The organism is Nonomuraea candida (assembly GCF_000725485.1).
Taxonomy (GTDB): Bacteria; Actinomycetota; Actinomycetes; order Streptosporangiales; family Streptosporangiaceae; genus Nonomuraea; species Nonomuraea candida.
In genome coordinates, this window is the sequence record NZ_JOAG01000031.1 from 1 (window position 1) to 17,752 (window position 17,752).

General features: G+C 72.3%; 15 protein-coding genes and 1 pseudogene. 12 read left to right on the forward strand and 4 right to left on the reverse strand.

Annotated features, from left to right (window positions below; genetic code table 11):
* The first annotated feature begins 149 nt into the window (after positions 1-149).
* From IO39_RS28535 to IO39_RS28550, 4 genes are all read left to right on the forward strand, one after another.
* Entirely contained in the window at positions 150-1,196 is a 1,047-nt protein-coding gene (locus IO39_RS28535; protein WP_052423495.1) for a sulfite oxidase, read from the forward strand.
* A gap of 255 nt (positions 1,197-1,451) precedes the next feature.
* Positions 1,452-2,924, forward strand: coding sequence for a WS/DGAT/MGAT family O-acyltransferase (locus IO39_RS28540; RefSeq protein WP_043629322.1), 1,473 nt, complete (start codon positions 1,452-1,454; stop codon positions 2,922-2,924).
* Positions 2,925-3,032: 108 nt separating this feature from the next.
* Positions 3,033-3,659 carry a TetR/AcrR family transcriptional regulator gene (locus tag IO39_RS28545; RefSeq protein WP_063765358.1) on the forward strand — a complete coding sequence of 209 codons (627 nt, stop codon included), beginning with the start codon at positions 3,033-3,035 and terminating at the stop codon, positions 3,657-3,659.
* A complete protein-coding gene (locus IO39_RS28550) occupies positions 3,656-5,173 on the forward strand; it encodes an MFS transporter (protein WP_043629325.1) in 1,518 nt (505 codons plus the stop codon). Before IO39_RS28545 ends, IO39_RS28550 begins: the two co-directional genes overlap by 4 nt.
* Positions 5,174-5,179: 6 nt before the next feature.
* On the opposite strand, the gene IO39_RS28555 is transcribed toward IO39_RS28550, so the two are convergent.
* Positions 5,180-5,614 carry a helix-turn-helix domain-containing protein gene (locus IO39_RS28555; protein WP_043629330.1) on the reverse strand — a complete coding sequence of 145 codons (435 nt, stop codon included), beginning with the start codon at positions 5,612-5,614 and terminating at the stop codon, positions 5,180-5,182.
* A 143-nt stretch (positions 5,615-5,757) separates the two neighbouring features.
* On the opposite strand from IO39_RS28555, the pseudogene IO39_RS28560 reads away from it, so the two are divergent.
* Positions 5,758-6,090, forward strand: a pseudogene (locus tag IO39_RS28560) (STAS domain-containing protein); the annotation flags it as partial.
* Between the two features lie 133 nt (positions 6,091-6,223).
* Here IO39_RS28560 and IO39_RS28565 read toward each other — a convergent pair.
* A complete protein-coding gene (locus IO39_RS28565) occupies positions 6,224-7,153 on the reverse strand; it encodes an aldo/keto reductase (protein ID WP_043629333.1) in 930 nt (309 codons plus the stop codon).
* 36 nt (positions 7,154-7,189) lie between these two features.
* Between IO39_RS28565 and IO39_RS28570 the strand changes: the two genes are divergently transcribed.
* The gene (locus tag IO39_RS28570) at positions 7,190-8,164 is read left to right on the forward strand and encodes an alpha/beta hydrolase (protein ID WP_043629336.1); all 975 of its coding nucleotides are present in this window, start codon (positions 7,190-7,192) and stop codon (positions 8,162-8,164) included.
* 6 nt (positions 8,165-8,170) lie between these two features.
* Here the strand turns inward: IO39_RS28570 and IO39_RS28575 are convergent, their stop codons facing one another.
* Positions 8,171-9,217: a polyprenyl synthetase family protein gene (locus IO39_RS28575; RefSeq protein ID WP_043629339.1), complete on the reverse strand. Its 1,047-nt coding sequence runs from the start codon at positions 9,215-9,217 to the stop codon at positions 8,171-8,173.
* Between the two features lie 500 nt (positions 9,218-9,717).
* Here IO39_RS28575 and IO39_RS28580 point away from each other — a divergent pair, with 500 nt between their 5' ends.
* A complete protein-coding gene (locus tag IO39_RS28580; RefSeq protein ID WP_052423497.1) occupies positions 9,718-10,989 on the forward strand; it encodes a cytochrome P450 in 1,272 nt (423 codons plus the stop codon).
* On the forward strand, positions 10,986-12,533 hold the full coding sequence (locus IO39_RS28585) for a prenyltransferase/squalene oxidase repeat-containing protein (RefSeq protein ID WP_052423498.1): 1,548 nt from the start codon (positions 10,986-10,988) through the stop codon (positions 12,531-12,533). The genes IO39_RS28580 and IO39_RS28585 overlap by 4 nt, the downstream gene beginning before the upstream one ends.
* Positions 12,534-12,607: 74 nt before the next feature.
* Here IO39_RS28585 and IO39_RS28590 read toward each other — a convergent pair whose 3' ends face one another.
* The gene (locus IO39_RS28590; RefSeq protein ID WP_043629342.1) at positions 12,608-13,717 is read right to left on the reverse strand and encodes a terpene synthase family protein; all 1,110 of its coding nucleotides are present in this window, start codon (positions 13,715-13,717) and stop codon (positions 12,608-12,610) included.
* A gap of 188 nt (positions 13,718-13,905) precedes the next feature.
* On the opposite strand from IO39_RS28590, the gene IO39_RS28595 reads away from it, so the two are divergent.
* The 4 genes from IO39_RS28595 to IO39_RS28610 are packed head-to-tail and all read left to right on the forward strand — an operon-like array spanning position 13,906 to position 17,717.
* Positions 13,906-16,359, forward strand: a complete 2,454-nt coding sequence (locus IO39_RS28595) for a nitrate- and nitrite sensing domain-containing protein (protein ID WP_043629344.1) — start codon at positions 13,906-13,908, stop codon at positions 16,357-16,359.
* Positions 16,356-16,775, forward strand: coding sequence for a roadblock/LC7 domain-containing protein (locus IO39_RS28600; RefSeq protein ID WP_043629347.1), 420 nt, complete (start codon positions 16,356-16,358; stop codon positions 16,773-16,775). The genes IO39_RS28595 and IO39_RS28600 overlap by 4 nt, the downstream gene beginning before the upstream one ends.
* Positions 16,772-17,149, forward strand: a complete 378-nt coding sequence (locus tag IO39_RS28605) for a DUF742 domain-containing protein (RefSeq protein WP_043629349.1) — start codon at positions 16,772-16,774, stop codon at positions 17,147-17,149. The genes IO39_RS28600 and IO39_RS28605 overlap by 4 nt, the downstream gene beginning before the upstream one ends.
* Positions 17,130-17,717, forward strand: coding sequence for a GTP-binding protein (locus tag IO39_RS28610; protein ID WP_043629352.1), 588 nt, complete (start codon positions 17,130-17,132; stop codon positions 17,715-17,717). Before IO39_RS28605 ends, IO39_RS28610 begins: the two co-directional genes overlap by 20 nt.
* Positions 17,718-17,752: the final 35 nt, after the last annotated feature.

The window sequence follows — 17,752 nt, forward strand, 5'->3', positions numbered from 1 at the left end:
GGGTAGGCGCGGGTAGGGGGTGGTGGGGTGGGATATGGAACGTTCCTGCCGGGAGCCGGGCAGATTTCGGCAAGGGAAGGCCCTGGAGGACAGCGCGAGGAGATTAAATGGTTTCCAGGTAGGAAATAGGTGCTACGAGGTGATGCTCCATGAGGCAAGCCACCGCGGCGATCGTCAAGCCGCTGCCCGACCGGCTCTTCAAGGTCCACGGCAACAGCGCCGAGATGCGCTGGGAGTCCATGTCCGGTCTCGGCTACCACACCCCCAACGACCGGTTCTTCGTCCGGAACCACACCTTCACCCCGGACATCGACGTCACCACCTGGAGCCTGCGGGTGCACGGCGCGGGCGTGCGGCGGGCGCTCGAGTTCGGCTACGAGGACCTGCGGGCCATGCCGGCGCGCACGTACGACGTGGCGATCGAGTGCGCGGGCAACGGGCGGCGGTTCTACCGCACCCAGCAGCACGACGGCGCGCCCGGCACGCAGTGGGGGCTCGGGGCGATCGGGGTGGCGCGCTGGCGCGGCGTGCCGCTCGCGTACCTGCTCAAGGAGGCCGGGCTGCGGCCGGAGGCGGTGGACGTGCTGCCCGCCGGGCTCGACGCGCCGTTCGAGGAGCACGGGCACGTACGCCGCCCGCTCCCCGTCGGCAAGGCGCTGGACGACGTCCTCGTCGCGTACGAGATGAACGGGGTTCCGCTGCCGGCGGACCATGGATTTCCGGCGCGGCTGGTGGTGCCGGGATGGGTGGGAATAGCGTCCATCAAGTGGCTCGGCGACATAGAGGTGTCCACCGTGCCGCTCTTCACGCCGTGGAACACGATCTTCTACCCCGACGTCACGACGCAGCCGGTCAAGAGCGCGTTCGAGCTGGCCTGGAACGCGCGGCTGCCCGTCTCGGGGCCGCACGTCCTGCGCGGGCGGTCCTGGTCGGGGCGGGGCAGGATCGTCCGGGTCGAGGTCAGCCTCGACGGCGGGCTGACCTGGCGCGAGGCGGAGCACCACGGGCAGCATCTGGTCGGCGCCTGGTTGCCCTGGCACGTGGAGTGGGCCCCGCGGCGTACGGGGACCCGCCTGCTCATGGCCCGCGCCACCGACGAGACCGGCGCCACGCAACCCCTCACCATTCCCCGCCACCCGTTCGGCTACCACTTCGACGCCGTGGTGCGCCATCCGGTGCACGTCGTCAATGGCTAGGAGATCACCGGGGGCCGGCCGGCGACCACCTCGCCGCCGCCGTCGGTCCGGCGGCTGCCTCGCCCGCCGGGGTCCGGCCGGTGGCCGCCTCGCCGTCCCGTACGGCGCCGGGGAGATTTTCACCGGCCAGGGCCGGACCGGCCCTTTCCTTGACCCCCCGTACGGCAGCCTTGAATTCATCTGGCGGACCCGCGCGGAAACCTCCTGGAAATCCCCCCATGTGACGCTGCCCCCACCATGGGAGAGGGAGGACCGATGCGCCGGCTGACCGCACTCGACGCCCAGTTCCTCAACGTCGAGACGACGACGACCGCCGCGCACGTGGCCGGCCTGGCGATCCTCGACTCGGCGGACGGCTCGGTCAGCAGGGAGGCGCTGGCGGAGCTGCTGCTGGACCGCGTCCCCCTCTCGCCGGCGCTCAGCCTGCGCCTGGCCGAGGTGCCGCTGGGGCTCGACCACCCGTACTGGACCGCCGACCCCGGCTTCGACATCGACAACCACCTCTTCGAGATGACGCTGCCCGCGCCGGGGGACGAGCGGCGGCTCGCGGAGGTGGTCGCGCGCCTGCACGCCCGGCGGCTCGACCGGGCGCATCCGCTGTGGGAGATGCATCTGATCAAGGGACTGCCGGACGGGCGGGTGGCGGTCTACACGAAGGTGCATCACGCGGCGATCGACGGCGTCTCTGGCGCGGAGACCCTCGCCACCCTGCTCGACCTGACCCCGGACGGCCACCTCACCCGCCGGCGGGGAGCCCTCGTCCCCGTGACGAGCGCGCCCGGCCCGGCCGGGATGCTGGCCAGGGCCGCCGTACGCGCCGCCACGCACCCCGTGCGCGCCGTCCGCTCCGCCCTCAGGACGGCGGAGGACCTGGACGCCATCCCGGTCGTGGCCGGCGTGCCCGGCGCGAAGCTCATCGCCAGGGCCGCCCGCCTGGCGGCCGGGGACCGGCACCACCGCCCCGAGCTGCCCGTCCTCACCCCGCCCCGCACGCCGCTCAACGGGCCGGTCAGCGCCCGCCGGCGCCTCTCCTTCGGCTCCCTGCCGCTCAAGGACGTCAAGAACGTCGCCGCCGCCCACGGCGTGAGCGTCAACGACGTCGTCATGGCGTTGTGCGCCTCGGCCCTGCGCTCGTGGCTGGGCGAGCGGAACGCGCTGCCGGAGGCGCCGCTGATCGTGGGCGTGCCGGTGGCGGTACGCCGCGCCGAGGCGAAGGAGCGGGCCGGCAACCAGATCTCGGCCATGGTCGCCCCTCTCCCGACGAACCTGCCCGACGCCCGGGACCGGCTGCGTGCCGTGGGCGCCGCCATGGGCCGGGCCAAGCGGCGCTTCGCGCTGGCGCCGGCGACGTGGCTGAGCGAGTTGTGCACGATGCTGCCCGCGCCGCTCACGAGCCTGGCCACGCCGGCGCTCTTCCGGCTGGCCGGGCTGGCGTTCCCGCCGGTCAACCTCATCGTCAGCAACGTCCCCGGCCCGCAGTTCCCGCTGTACATGTGCGGCGGCCGGATCCTGTCCTACTACCCGCTGTCCGTGCTGACCGACCTGAGCGGCGGCCTGACCATCACCTGCTTCTCCTACGACGGCATGCTCGACTTCGGCCTCGTGGCCTGCCCGGAGCGGGTGGACGACGTGTGGAGCCTGCTGGGCCACCTGCGTACGGCGCTGGACGAGCTGCTGGACGAGTTGCTGGACGGGCGGGCGGGCGACGAGTTCCGCGACGGGGCCTGAGCCCGGGCGGAGGAGGCTCCGTCCCGCGGCGCCACCCCGGACAAAGCCACGCGAGACTGACATGTAGCATGTGAGACGTAAATGTCTCATTTGCTACAGGGGTGCGTCATGGCGTTATCGCGTGATCAGCTCATGAAGGCGGCGATCCACCACCTCAACGAGAGCCCCACCCTCTCGATGGCGCAGCTCGCCGCGGCCATCGGGATCAGCAGGGCCACGCTCCACCGCCACTTCAGCAGCCGGGAGGAGCTGCTGGTGGCCCTCGCCCAGCGCGCCCACGACCAGTGGGGCCGGGTGCAGGAGAGCTGCGGGATCGCCGCGGCGACCGCCTCGGGCGACCCCGAGGTGATCGCGACGGCGTTGCGGGAGCTGCTCACCCAGGTGATCGACGTGGCCGACGAGTACGGCTTCGGCCTCACCGACTACGCCCTCGCCGCCCACCCCGACGTCCAGCGCCAGTACGAGGAGCTGGAGGAGCGCGAGGTCGCCTTCTACGCCGCCGCCCAGCGCGCCGGCGTGCTCCGGGCCGACGTGCCGGCGCGGTGGGTGAGCAACACCGTGTACGGGCTGCTCGTCGCCGTGCGGGAGAGCCTCTACCAGGGCGACGTCGCCCGCCGCGAGGTGCCCCGGCTGCTGCTCACCACGTTCATGCACGGCACCGCGCCCCGGCCGGAGCCGCGACCCGAACCGCGACCCGAACCGCGACCCGAACCGCGACCGGAGAGGAACTCATGACGATCGCCACGTCACCCGTCTCGACGAGGAGACGGTGGGCGGGCCTGGCCGTGTTGTCGGCCAGCGTGCTGCTCGTGGTCATGGACATGACCATCCTGAACGTGGCCCTGCCCGCCATCTCGGAGGACCTGCGGCCGGACTCGCTCCAGCTGTTGTGGATGGTCGACGCGTACGCGCTGGTGCTGTCCGGCCTGCTGGTCACCGTGAGCGCCCTGGGCGACCGCTGGGGCCGCAAGCGCATGCTGATGACGGGGTTCGCGGTGTTCGGGGTGGCCTCGCTGGCGGTGCTGGTGGCCGACAGCGCGGTGGCGGTGATCGCCGTACGGGCGCTGCTCGGCGTCGGCGGCGCGATGATCATGCCGTCCACGTTGTCCATGATCCGGAACCTGTTCACCGACCCCGCCGAGCGCGCCCGCGCGCTCGGCGTGTGGGCGGCGATGGCCGCGGTCGGCGCCGCGCTCGGGCCGATCGTGGCCGGGCTGCTGCTGGAACGTTTCAGCTGGCACTCGGCGTTCCTGGTGAACGTGCCCGTGATGGCGGTCGCGATCGTCGCCGGCCTGCTCCTGCTGCCCGAGACCAGGAACCCCTCCCCCGGCCGCTGGGACGCGCTCGGCACGGTGCTGTCGATGGCGGGCATGGTGGCCCTGGTCTACGCGGTCAAGAACTTCGGCAAGTACGGCATCACCTCCACCGGCGCCCTGGTGGCGACCGTGGTGGCGGTGGTGACGCTGACCTGGTTCGTGCGGCGGTGCCTGCACCGGGCGGACCCGCTGCTGGAGATCAGGCTGTTCCGCAGCGCGCCCTTCTCGGCCGGGGTGGTGACGGCGCTGACCACCTCGATCGCGATGGCCGCGGTGATGCTGCTGCTGGCGCAGTGGATGCAGCTCGTGCAGGGATACGGCCCGCTGGAGACCGGCGTGCGCCTGCTGCCCGCCGCGCTGGCCGCCATCGTCGCCTCCCCGCTGGCCCCGGCGCTGGCCAGGCTGATCGGCGCCCGTACGGTGCTGGCCGGCGGCCTGGCCCTGACCGGGGTGGCCTTCCTGCTGCTGTACGCGGCCCCGAGCCCCCTGGGTTACTGGCCCGTCGCGGCCGCCCTGGTGCTGATCGGCGTCGGGAACGGCTCGCTGGCGATCGCCTCGGCCGCGATCATGTCGGGCTCCCCCGCGGCGAAGTCGGGCAGCGCGGCGGCCGTCGAGGAGACCAGCTACGAGCTGGGCGGGGCGCTGGGCGTGGCCGTCCTGGGCAGCATCGCGGCCGCCGTCTACCGGGGCGAGCTGTCGTACGCGGGGCCGGGCGCCGGGGTCGTCCGCGAGTCGCTGGGCGGCGCGCTCGACGTGGCCAGGGAGCTGGGGGCGGCCGGCGGGCGGCTCGCCGAGCAGGCGCGGACGGCGTTCACCGACTCGCTGATCCTGACCAGCGGGGCCGGGGCGCTGCTGATGCTGGCGGGCACGCTGGTGGTGTGGTTCCTCACCCCGCGCCACCTGGACGTGTCGTCGGCCGACCAGCACCACTGACAGTGCCTAGCGGTCCGGGCCCGCGACCTGTTCGGCCACGCGGCCGATGCGGGCCAGGCGGGCCAGGGCGGGGCGGGCGAGCACTTCGCCGATGTCGTGCAGGGCCACGATGAGCTCCTCGACGCCGTCGAGCGGCATGTCGGGCTCCCTGTTCAGCAGGATCCCCCGGTAGTCCTCGGGCGAGACCGTCCCGCCGGGCAGCTCGACGCGTTCGTTCTCGGCCCGGAACAACACCGGCACGGACGTGTCGAGGGCCAGGGCCAGGGCGGTCAGCTCGGCCGCGGTGAAGGCGCGCTGGCCGCGCTCGGCCTGGTGGACGGCCTGGCGGCTCCACGGCCTGTCCAGGTAGCGCCCGAGGGCCTCGCCCAGCTCGGTCAGCGACATCCGGCGCTCGGCGCGCAACCGCGCGATCTGCCGCCCGATGGCCTCTTCCACCCGCATCCCCGCACCCCTCCCCTTCGTTGTCATTCCGCACAATGACGGCGACAGTCAGTCATTGACAGGCGCGCGTCCCGGCCGTACTGTAAATGCCCAGAGTTCCCCGTCAATCTAGTCGATGACACGACCGATGGTGAGGCACGAACATGCAGGACATCGTCATTGAGGTGGCCGGACCGGTCGGCGACTGCGCCGTGCTCAAGATCTCCGGCGAGGTCGACGTGTTCACCGCTCCCAAGCTGCGCGAGCAGGTGGTGGACCTCGCGGCCAAGGGCGTGGTGCACATCGTCGCCGACCTGAGCGCGGTGGAGTTCCTCGACTCGACCGGCCTGGGCGTCCTCGTCGGCGGCCTCAAGCGGCTGCGCACGCAGGACGGCTCGCTGGCGCTGGTCATGACCACCGACCGGATCGCGCGCATCTTCCGGATCACCGGGCTCACCGCCGTGTTCGCCTCCCACGAGTCCGTGCACGACGCGATCGCGGCCGACCCGCACTGGACGCAGGCCGTCGAGGCCGAGGCCGGCGGCGTCGCCGACTGGTGCCGCCGCCACGACTTCCCCGCCTGACATCCACCCCGGGCCCATCACCTGCCCGGCCGGGGCGGGTGCGGGGTCACGGGCGGGAGGCCTCGTCCAGGATGGCCAGCTCCTCGGGGCCCAGGGTCAGCGCCGCGGCCTCCAGCAGCGGCTTCAGCTGCTCGACGCTCCTGGCGCTGGCGATCGGCGCCGTCACCGTGGGCTGGGCGGCCAGCCAGGCCAGGGCCACCGAGGCGGGCGCCGACTGCCGCTCCCCCGCCACCCGGTGCAGCGCCTCCAGCGTCCTGCGCCCGTGCTCGGTCTCCAGATAGGCGCCCGCCAGGCCCGCCCGCGGGCTGTCCACGGTGGCACCGGGCGCGTACTTGCCGGTCAGGAAGCCGCGCGCCAGCCCGAAGTACGGCGTGCTGGACAGCCCCTCCCTGGCCACGACCTCCCGCAGCTCGCCCTCGTAGGCGCGCTCGACCAGGTTGTAGGGCTGCTGCAGCGCCACGTACCTGGTCAGCCCCTCCTCGTCGGCGGTCTTGAGCGCCTCTGCGAGCCGCGCCGCGCCGTGGTTGGAGGCCCCGACGTAGCGGACCTTGCCCTCCTTGACGAGCGCGTCGAACGTGGCCAGCGTCTCCACCATCGGCGTGTCGTGATCGTCCACGTGCGCCCAGTAGAGGTCGATGTAGTCGGTGCGCAGCCGCCGCAGGGAGTCCTCGACCGCCGTCCTGATCGTGGCCGGCGCCAGCCCCTTCAGCCCCTCCAGCATGCCGACCTTGGTGGCCAGCACGACGGAGTCGCGGTTGCGGCGGTCGGCCAGCCACTCGCCGATGATCGTCTCCGACGTCGACTCTCCGGTCGCCCAGTACGGGTAGACGTCCGCCGTGTCGATGAAGTTGCCGCCGCCCTCGATGTACGCGTCGAGGACCGCGAACGAGGTCTCCTTGTCGGCCGTCCAGCCGAAGACGTTCGTGCCGAGCGATATCGGGAAAACGGACAAGTCCGTGGTGCCTATGGATCTCATCTCGCTATTATCCGCGCAGCCGAAAAGGAGACTGCGATGCGGCCCCGGTTAAAAGGATGCCTGGTCGGAGCGGTGGTGGCCGGCGGTTTGTTCCTGGCGGGCGTGGCGGTGGTGCTCGTGATGCGGCCGGGGGCCGACATTTCGGTCGGACCGGAACCCAGGGCCTCGGCGAGTCGCGGGAGCCGGGTCGTCGAGGAGCGGCGGCTCGACGAGCGCAGGATGGAGCTGACGATCCGGTCGGACGCGCTGGCCGCCACCACGAAGGTGCGCCTGCTGCTGCCGCGCGGCTGGGAGTCGCGTACGGACTGGCCGGTGCTGTGGCTGCTGCACGGCGGGCTCGACGACGAGACCTCGTGGACCGCCAAGACCGACGTGGCCGCGCTCACCCGCGACACCGGTGTGCTGGTCGTGATGCCGGACGGCGGCGAGTGCGGCAGCTACTCCGACTGGTGGAACGGCGGCGCGGGCGGCCCGCCGCGCTGGGAGACCTACCACCTGCGCGAGCTGCTGCCGCTGCTCGAAGAGCGCTACCGGGCGGGCCCCCGGCGCGCGGTGGCGGGCTACTCGATGGGCGGCCAGGGCGCCATGCTGTACGCGGCCAAGGGGCACTTCGCGGCGGCGGCCTCGTTCAGCGGCGCGCTGGACATCCTCGCCCCCGGCGTGCCGCAGGCCGTGCTGGCCGGGACCGCGATCGGCTGCCTGGGCACCGACGGGAGGCGCGTCTGGGGCGACCCGGAGCGGCAGCGCCGGATCTGGCGCGCGCACAACCCCTATCACCAGGCCGAACACCTCAAGGACGTCGAGCTGTACGTCGCCGCCGGGCAGGGCGACCTGGTGGAGGACCTGGCGAACAGGGCGGCCAGGTCGTTCACCGGGCGGCTGAAGGAGCTGGGCATCCCGGTGCGCACCCACTTCCACCGGGGCGGCCACAACCACACGTCCTGGCAGCGCGACCTGCACCGGGCCTACCCCCTGCTCATGTCCGCGATCGGCGCCCGCCCGGCGGGGTGAGGGCGGTCAGTTGACGCGGTCGACCAGGGCGTGGCACACGTCGCGCAGGTCCGCCGCGCCGGGCAGGACCTCGTCGAGCACGCCGAGCGCCGACGACACGTAGTGGTCGGCCAGGGCCCGCGCCCGGTCGCGCCCGCCGGCCTCCTCGACGAGGTGGGCGGCGTGGCGTACGGACTCCTCGTCGGGGGCCCCCGACCGGAGGACGGCCGACAGCTCGCGGGCCGCCGGGCCGCCGGCGGCGAGGGCGGCCAGCACGGGCACGGTCTTCTTCTCGCGCCGCAGGTCGCTGTACACGGGCTTGCCCGTGACCAGCGGGTCGCCCCAGATGCCGAGCATGTCGTCCACGATCTGGAAGGCCACCCCGAGGTCACGGCCCATCGCCCACATGCGGTCGGCCAGCTCCGGCGCGCCGCCCAGCGCCACGCCCGTCGCCGCGGCGGCGCCCAGCAGGCCGCCGGTCTTGCCCGCGGCCATCTCGGCGTACTCGTCGAGGGTGACCTCGCCGGGGCCCTGCCAGGGGCGGTTCTCGAAGGCCATGTCGGCGGTCTGGCCCTGGACGAGCTCGATCAGCGCGGCCGACAGGTACGGCATCGCCTCCGGCCGGTCGGCGAGCCGGCCGACGGCCAGGGCCAGCAGCGCGTCCCCGGTCAGCAGGGCGGGCCCGACGCCGTACGCCTTCCACAGGGCCGGGCGGTGCCTGCGCAGCTCGTCGCGGTCGATGATGTCGTCGTGCGCCAGGGAGAAGGCGTGCACCAGCTCCACCGCGACGGCCCCGGGCAGCGCGGACTCGGCGGTGCCGCCCACGGCCTCGGCGCTGAGCAGCGCGATGGCCGGCCTGAGCGCCTTGCCCACCCCGCCCTCCTGGGGCCGGCCGTCCACCTCCGACCAGCCCAGCGTGAACGCGGCCATCCTGGCCCCCCAGGGGTGGAGCACCGAGACCGCCTCGCGGAGAGCGGGTTCGAGCAGGCGGCGGCAGCGGGCCATCGCCTCGCCGCCCGGCGGGAGGACCTCCGGACGGCCCGGCGGGACGGGGCCTGGACGACTGACGTTCATCAGGTGCTCCCGCTTCAGATCGATCTTGAAGTTACATGCAGAAGCATGTGATACTCCATCATCGGTTGACATCAGTCATTACATGTTCGTTATGTGAGACAGATGCCCACGCACCAGACACGCATCCCCGGGCGGACCGGCGGCCGGCCGGGCGTTCCCGCGGTGTCCACGCCCCGGAAGAAACACGTGGTCAGAAGGGCCGAATGTGGAGTCGCGACCGGAATCACGCATGAAACGCGCGGCCATCATTCCTCCGTGAACGAGCAAGAGGGCAACATCCCTCCATTTGCCCAAGCTTGATCATACACGAACTTTCATATGATAATCACTCAAAGAGTGATAAATCCTCACATAGCCGACTTCTAGCTACATAACGCACCCGATCGGGGACCGCAGCCATGCCGCACGCCACGGATACCTCCGTGTCCACCCCTCACGTCATCCCCTTTTACCGGGCATTGCCCCGCTTGGTAAAGGACCCGGTAACCGAGCTGGCCGGCATGGGCACCGAGGCCGCCGGCCAGATCGTCCGGGTCAACCTCGGTCCCTTCCGCCCGTACCTGGTCTCGCACCCGGAGCACGTCGAGCAGGTGCTCAAGACGGAATGGACGAAGTTCGCCCGCGAAGGGATGTTCTGGCGCCCGCTGCACCGCGTGACCGGCCAGAGCATCCTCGGCGACGGCGACGGCTGGGCCTCCACCAGGAAGATCCTCGCACCGCTGTTCACCCCGCGCTACATCGACTCCCTGGCCCAGGACATGGCCGACATCATCGACGAGTGCACCGTCGGGCTGGAGGGCTTCGCCGCCACGGGCCGGCCGGTGGACGGCGCGCACCAGATGACCACGATCGTCAACCAGGCGGTCATCAAGGTGCTGTTCGGCGGGCGGATCTCGCGGGACACGGCCGAGCGGCTGGCGCCGGAGTTCGCCACCTGCGCGACGTCGATCGGGTTCCGGCTGCTGTTCCCGTTCGCCCCGTACTCCATCAAGGTGCCCGGCGACCGTGCCTTCCTCAGGTCGGCGAAGAAGATCGACGAGATCGTGTACCCGCTGATCGAGCAGGCGCAGCGCGAGAACAGCCGCAACAAGGAGGTCGTCTCCGCGCTGCTGTCCGCCCGGCTGGAGCACGATGGCAAGGCGGACCTGCGGCAGGTGCGCGACGACCTGGTGAGCATCTACGGCGCGGCCTCGGAGACCACCGCGATGTCGCTGACCTGGCTGTGGTCGGTGCTGCACGACCACCCCGACGTGAACGCCCGGCTGCGCGAGGAGATCGACCGGGTGGTGGGCGGCGAGCCCGTGCGGCCCGAGCACGTCACCCGGCTGCCGTACCTGCGCATGGTGCTGCAGGAGCTGCTGCGCGTCCACCCTCCGGGGTGGATCATCCCCCGGCAGGCCGTGGAGGACACCGAGATCGGCGGTGTGCCGATCAAGGCGGGCTCGCAGGTGCTGGTCAGCCCGTACACCACGCACCGGCTGGCGGAGTTCTGGGACCGGCCGCACGAGTTCGACCCCGACCGCTGGGCGGACGAGAAGGCCGTGGTGAAGCACCGCTACTCGTTCTTCCCGTTCGGCGCGGGCCCGCACGTCTGCCTCGGCCAGCACCTGTTCTACGTCGGGGCGCCGCTCGTGATCGCCAACGTGCTGAGCAGGTACCGGCCGGAGCTGACCAACCCGCAGCGGCTGACCCCGGTGCCGGGCGCGTCCGTGCGGCCGAAGGAGAAGCTCTGGCTGCGCCTGCACCCCGCCGACGGGAAGCGGGCCGCGTGAACGCCGTGCGCACCGCCGCCTTCGCCGCGGCGGCCGACCTCACCGCGCTCGCGGACGACCTCGTCCGGAGCCTCATGCTGCGCCCGTGGGGCCAGGTGTCGCCGTCGGTGTACGAGACCGGCCGCGTGGTCTCGCTCGCCCCCTGGCTGACCGGCCACCGCGAGCGCGTCGACTATCTCGTCGGCGCCCAGCGCCCCGATGGCTCCTGGGGCGCCCCCGACGGGTACGGCCTGGTGCCGACGCTCAGCGCCACCGAGGGCATCCTGGCCGCCCTGACCCGCGACGACCCCGGCCTGGACCGGACCGCCCTGCTGGAGCCGGCGCGGCGCGGCCTGCGCGTGTTGGCCTCCTGGCTGGGCGGGCGGCTGGAGCTGCCCGACATGCCGGCGATCGAGCACATCGTGCCCTGCCTGGTGGCGCTCATCAACCGGCACGTCACGGCGCTCGGCATGGACCACCCGCCGCTGCCGCTGCCCGAGGGGATGAGCTACGACACCCTCCAGCTCGTCCGCTCGTGGATCAGCTCGGGGGCCGAGGTCCCGGAGAAGCTGTTGCACGCCTTGGAGATCGCCGGGGACGTGGCCGCGGGCGCCCCCGGCATCCGGCCGACGCCCATCGGCACCATCGGCGCCTCCCCCGCCGCCACCGCCGCCTGGCTCGGACACGGGGACGTGAGCGAGGCCGGCGAGCCGGTCCGCGCGCACCTGGAGGCGGTCGTCCGGCTGCACGGCGGGCCCGTCCCCGTCGGCCTGCCGATCACCGTGTTCGAGCGGAGCTGGGTGCTGAGCTGGCTGGTACGCGCCGGCGTGCCGGTCGAGGTGCCGCCGGAGATGCTGGCCGACATCAGGGCCGCCGTCGCCTCCGGGGGCACGCCCGCCGGGTACGGCCTGCCGCCCGACGCCGACACCACCTCCGTGTCGCTCTACACGCTGGCACTGGCCGGGACGCCGTACGAGCCGGACTGCCTGTGGGACTTCCGCACCGGCACCCACTTCTCCACCTGGCCCGGCGAGCAGGGCACGTCGGTCAGCGTGAACGCGCACGTGCTGGATGCCTTCGGCCAGTACGTGGCCCGTCGGCCCGCCGCCGCGCCCCGCTACGCGGAGACGATCGCCGACCTGTCCGCCTGGATCGCCGGCCGCCAGCAGCCGGACGGGAGCTGGACCGACAGGTGGCACGCCTCCCCCTACTACGCCACGGTGAGCTGCGCGCTGGCGCTGGACGCCTTCGGCGGGCCGGCCGCGGCCCCGGCCGTGCGCGCGGCGGCCGAGTGGGTGCTGGCCTCCCAGCGGGCCGACGGGTCGTGGGGCCGCTGGGAGGGCACCGCGGAGGAGACGGCGTACGCGATGCAGATCCTGTTCCTGACCGAGGGGCGGGCCGATCCGCGGCGGGCGGAGGCCGCCAAGCGGGGCCTGGAGCACCTGACGCGCGGCACGGGGGACGAGCACCCGCCGCTCTGGCACGACAAGGACCTGTACGCGCCGGTCGCCGTCAACCACGCCGCCGTGATCGCGTCGTCGTACCTGGCCAGGGCCCTCTCCTAGCCGCCATGCCGCTCCACGTCCCCCGCCGGGACCGTCTCCTCACCGCCGCCGCGCGTCTCCACGGCCGGGACCGTTCACCTGCCGCCGTTGTGCGTCTCCACGTCCACGGCCAGGTCCCGCACGGTGTAGGCGTGCGTGTCCCTGGCCATGTACCAGGCGCCGTTGAACGCCACGCTCCTGCGCTGCCCCTCCGCCACCCCCGCCAGCTCGGGGGGCAGCTCGGCGAGCGCGGCGGCGAAGGCGGCGTTGAGCTCGGCGATGTGCGCGGAGACACGTTCGACGGCCGCCTCGATGCCCGTTCCCGCGCGTTCCAGGATGAGCACCGAGTTCGGCTTGCCCTCCCGCCGCTCGCGCTCGAACGTCCGAAGGTCGTTGGCCAGCCGCATGCACTCCGCGCCGAGGGCCGTGGCGCGCTCGATCGCGGCCCAGTGGCCGGGGTCGGCCGGCTCGGGGCCGCAGACGCCGAGGGCCGCCGCCCACCACGTCCGGTAGAGGATGGTCAGGCCGCCGTTGGCCACGTACCGGTCGTAGCCGGGCCAGGGCTCGCCGCCGATCGCCCACCTGCGTTCCAGGGCCATGGCCGTACCGGCGAGCCTGAGCTGCTCCAGCAGGGACGGCGTGTGCGCGGCGGCGCCGGGGTGGGCGCGGAACCGCTCGCACCACGCCCGCCACGCGCCGAGCGCCGCCTCCATGGCGGCGTCGGGGGCGGCCTCGGCCTGGGCGCCGGCGTCACTGGCGGCCCGGGCGTCACTGGCTGCCTCGGAGGCTGCCTCAGGGGTGGCCTCGGCGCCGGTGGCCGCGAGGACGGCGCGGATGCGGCCGAAGAAGGCGGCCACGTCGCCGTCGGACCAGTCCCCGGCGATGCTGTCGGCGATGTCGTCCATCCCGAACAGGACCGCGGTCAGCGCGCCGAGGTCGGCGATCTGGTCGCGGCGGGCGGCGGGGAAGGTGGCGGCGGCGGACAGGCAGCTGAAGGCGAGCCGGCTGGAGGCGCTGCCGCCGTCGGCGAACAGCGAGGTGTGGGGCCGCAGGAGCACGTCCGCCTCGGGCACCGCGTCGAGCGCAGCGGCGAGCACGGCGCCACGGTCGCCCTCGGGCACGCCGGCGAGCTGGTGGGAGGCTTTGAGCAGGCGATCGGCGAGGTCGTTGCGGATGCCGAAGTACGCGGAGGTGGGGTCACTCACGCGCGCAGGATATCCATTTTATGCCATTTTTGACTAAGTCAGTCAAAAATCGGATATTTGCGCGCAAATGGCCTTCTGTTGCTTGAGGGGCACTTTGCGCCTGCGCTACAGTTCCGTGATCGACAGCGAACATCGCCGCCACCGAACCGGCGGCCAGCACACGATATGACATTCTCAGGGTGGGTAAAATGGGCTTCCGCAATACGTCACTGCGGACCAAAGTAACAGCTCTGCTACTCTCCCTCGCAGCGCTATGGGCCTTCGCCGCATGGGTCACCCTGCGTGAGGGCGTCAACCTCCTGTGGGTCACACAGGTCAACGACAGCATCGTCGAGCCCAGCGAACCACTGCTCGTCGAGCTGCAGAAGGAGCGCCGGGTCTCGGCCGTCCACCTGAGCGACAAGGCGATCCGCTCTCGTAAGGATCTTCAGGACCAGCGTAAGAATACCGACCTCCAGCTCACCACCTTCAAGGAGGCGGCCGGCGCCACGCTGGTGAGCTGGGCCACCGACGAAGAGGGCCAGGAGCGGCTGGCCGAGGTGTTCCGGCGGCTCGACACGGTCAAGCAGACCCGGCAGGCCGTCGACGCCGGCCGGCTCAACCGCGTGTCGGCCACCGACGCCTACAGCGAGGTCATCGACTCCATCTACAGCCTCTACGGCTCGCTCGCCACGCTCGACGACAAGGAGCTCGCCGGCGACATCCGCAACCTGCTCGCCCTGAGCCGGGCGCGCGACATCATCACCAAGGAAGACGCCCTGCTGTCCGGCGCGCTCGTCGGCGGGCGGCTCGCGCCCTCCGATCACGCCCAGTTCACCCAGGCCGTGGGCGCCTGGCGGATCATGGCCGACCAGGCGGGCAGCGAGCTGTCCGACGTCGACCAGGCCGCGTACAAGAAAGTCATGCAGGGCCAGTCGTTCACCCGGCTGCGGGACCTGGAGACCCTGATCTCCGAGCAGGGCCCGCAGATGGGGAGCCTGCCCTTCAGCTCCGAGGCGTGGCGCACGGCGACCGACCGCGCGCTGGCCGACCTCAACACCATGGTGCTCACCGCCGGTGACCGCCTGGTCGAGCGGTCGGTGCCGGTCGCCGTCAACGTCATCGTCCGGCTGGTCCTGGCCGGCGGTCTCGGCCTCATCGCGGTCATCGCCTCGATCGTCCTGTCCATCACCACCGCGCGTGCCCTGTTCGCCCAGCTCCAGAAGCTGCGCGACGCGGCCCACGAGCTGTCGGACGAGCGCCTGCCCGGCGTGGTCGAGCGCATCGGCCGCGGCGAGGAGGTGGACGTCGCCAAGGAGGCCCCCGCGCTCGACTTCGGCGACGACGAGATCGGCCAGGTGGGCCAGGCGTTCAACACCGTGCAGCGCACCGCGATCGCCGTCGCCGCCGAGCAGGCCGAGCTGCGCCGCAGCATCCGCGACATCCTGCTCAGCCTCGCGCGCAGGACGCAGGGCCTGGTGCACCGCCAGCTCACCGTCCTCGACGTGATGGAGCGGCGCGAGACCGACCCCGAGGAGCTGAAGGAGCTCTTCCGGCTCGACCACCTCGCCATCCGCATGCGGCGCAACGCGGAGAACCTCATCGTCCTGTCCGGCTCCTCCCCCGCCCGTACGTGGCGGCGCTCGGTGCCCATGGTCGACGTGGTCCGCGGCGCGCTGGCCGAGGTCGAGGACTACACCCGCGTCTCACTCATGCCCATGGGCGAGGTGGTGCTCGTCGGCCGGGCCGTCGGCGACGTCATCCACCTGCTCGCCGAGCTGATCGAGAACGCCGTGTCGTTCTCGCCGCCGTACACGAACGTGCAGGTCAGCGGCCAGCTCGTGGCCAACGGATATGTGATCGAGATCGAGGACCGCGGCCTGGGCATGAAGCCCGAGGACCTCGACGCGGCCAACCGGCGCATCGCCGACCCGCCCGAGTTCCGCATCACGGGCACCGCCCGCCTGGGCCTGTACGTGGTCAGCCAGCTCGCCAAGCGCCACGACATCCAGGTGGTGCTCAAGGCGTCCCCGTACGGCGGCACGACGGTCGTGGTGCTGCTGCCGCAGGAGCTCGTCCAGCTCGACCCCACGCCCGAGCCGCAGGACGGCGACGGCAGGGAGCGGCTGCCGCGCCGGCAGACGGCCACGGCCACGGCCACCGGCACGGCCACCACCACGGCCGCGCGGCCCGCCGCCCTGGCGGAGAACGTGCGCACGCTCCCCTCCCGTCCCGCCCCCGCTTCCCCGCCCGCCCCCCGGCCCCGCCCGGAGACCATGCCAGGACCCCGTCCCGACACCCGTCCCGACACCCGTCCCGGCACCCGGCCCGGCACACAGCCCGACGCACAGCCCCACGACCGGCCCGAATCCGTGCCCCGACCCGCGCCCGCCCCGGAACCACAAGCCGAAACGCCAGCCGAACCGGAGCAGCGACCTGTGACCGAGTTCACCCCAGGGGGGCTCCCGCTCCGGGTGCCCCAGGCAAACCTGGCGCCAGCGCTGCGTGACGACACGCCCACGCAGCCCGACTTCGAGGAGGACGATGACGAGCGCTCGCCGGAGGAGATCCGCGCGATGATGGGATCTCTGCAGTCTGGCACCCGTCTCGGCCGCTCCCAGGCGGCCAAGATGCTGGAGGAAGAGCAAGGAGGTGACGCATGACCCCCACCGCGGGCACCGACCTGAACTGGCTGATGGACGACCTGGTCAACCGGATCAAGGAGACCGAGCACGCGATCGTGCTGTCGTCCGACGGGCTGCTCATGGCCTCGTCCGCCGGGCTGCAGCGGACCGACGGCGAGCATCTGTCCGCCGTGGCCTCCGGGCTGCAGAGCCTGGCCAAGGGGGTCTCCGACCACATCTCCGCCGGCCCGGTCCGCCAGACGGTCGTGGAGTGGAAGCACCAGTTCCTCATCGTCACGGCGGCCGGCGAGCGGGCCTGCCTGGCCGTGCTCTGCGCCCAGAACGCCGACATCGGGCTGGTGGCGTACGAGATGGCGATGATGGTCGCGCGGGTGGGCCAGTACCTCACCTCTGGCGCCCGCAACGCCCAGGCCGCCGCCGGGAGCGACCGGTGAGAGGCACGGACGAGCCCACGGACGAGCATTGGGTGGATCCGGAGATCATCCGGCCCTATGTCGTCACGCGCGGCCGTACCCAGCCTGCCCACGGCAGGTTCGACCTGATCTCCATGGCCCTGGCGGTCGGTCCGCCGCCCGGGCCCGACGCCGGGCTGGACCCCGAGCACCTGCGCATCCTGCAGCTCTGCCGCGAGCCCAAGTCCGTCGCCGAGATAGCCGCATACCTGGACCTGCCGGCCGGCACGATCCGGGTGCTGCTCGGCGACCTGTTCGACCGCGAACTCGTCTCTGCCCAGGAACCACGATCCGAGGTGGACATGCACGACATGAAGATGTACAGGGCGGTGCTCGATGGTCTTCGCTCGCTCTGAGCGTCCGCGCCTGCCGACGGCGATCAAGATCCTGATCGCGGGCGGGTTCGGCGCGGGCAAGACGACGATGGTGGGCGCGGTCTCCGAGACCAGGCCGCTGCGCACCGAGGAGGTCCTGACCGACCGCGGCATCGGCGTCGACGACCTCACCTCGGTGGAGGCCAAGCGCACCACCACCGTGGCGATGGACTTCGGCCGGATCACGCTCGGCAACGACTACGTCCTGTACCTGTTCGGCACGCCCGGGCAGGAACGGTTCTGGTTCGTGTGGGACGAGCTGGCGGAGGGGTCGCTGGGCGCGGTCATCCTCGCCGACACGCGCCGCCTGGCCGACTGCTTCCCGTCGGTCGACTACTTCGAGCGGCGGGGCACGCCGTTCGTGGTGGCGGTCAACTGCTTCGAGGGCGCGCCGACGTTCGAGCTGGACGAGGTACGCCTGGCGCTGCAGCTCAACCCGTCGATCCCGATCATCATGTGCGACGCCAGGAAGCGCGACTCCAGCCGCGAGGTCCTGATCACCCTGGTCAAGCACTCGGCCCGGCTCCGAGCGGAACCGGTCGGCAGCTGATCCCGGCCCGGCCCACCCGGCCCCCGGACATTCGG

Bases quoted from the DNA above. Each gene is read 5' to 3' on its own strand.
- IO39_RS28535 (WP_052423495.1), top strand. From the start codon at position 150: ATGAGGCAAGCCACCGCGGCGATCGTCAAGCCGCTGCCCGACCGGCTC.
- IO39_RS28540 (WP_043629322.1), top strand. From the start codon at position 1,452: ATGCGCCGGCTGACCGCACTCGACGCCCAGTTCCTCAACGTCGAGACG.
- IO39_RS28545 (WP_063765358.1), top strand. From the start codon at position 3,033: ATGGCGTTATCGCGTGATCAGCTCATGAAGGCGGCGATCCACCACCTC.
- IO39_RS28550 (WP_043629325.1), top strand. From the start codon at position 3,656: ATGACGATCGCCACGTCACCCGTCTCGACGAGGAGACGGTGGGCGGGC.
- IO39_RS28555 (WP_043629330.1), bottom strand. From the start codon at position 5,614: ATGCGGGTGGAAGAGGCCATCGGGCGGCAGATCGCGCGGTTGCGCGCC.
- IO39_RS28565 (WP_043629333.1), bottom strand. From the start codon at position 7,153: ATGAGATCCATAGGCACCACGGACTTGTCCGTTTTCCCGATATCGCTC.
- IO39_RS28570 (WP_043629336.1), top strand. From the start codon at position 7,190: ATGCGGCCCCGGTTAAAAGGATGCCTGGTCGGAGCGGTGGTGGCCGGC.
- IO39_RS28575 (WP_043629339.1), bottom strand. From the start codon at position 9,217: ATGAACGTCAGTCGTCCAGGCCCCGTCCCGCCGGGCCGTCCGGAGGTC.
- IO39_RS28580 (WP_052423497.1), top strand. From the start codon at position 9,718: ATGGGCACCGAGGCCGCCGGCCAGATCGTCCGGGTCAACCTCGGTCCC.
- IO39_RS28595 (WP_043629344.1), top strand. From the start codon at position 13,906: ATGGGCTTCCGCAATACGTCACTGCGGACCAAAGTAACAGCTCTGCTA.
- IO39_RS28600 (WP_043629347.1), top strand. From the start codon at position 16,356: ATGACCCCCACCGCGGGCACCGACCTGAACTGGCTGATGGACGACCTG.
- IO39_RS28610 (WP_043629352.1), top strand. From the start codon at position 17,130: ATGGTCTTCGCTCGCTCTGAGCGTCCGCGCCTGCCGACGGCGATCAAG.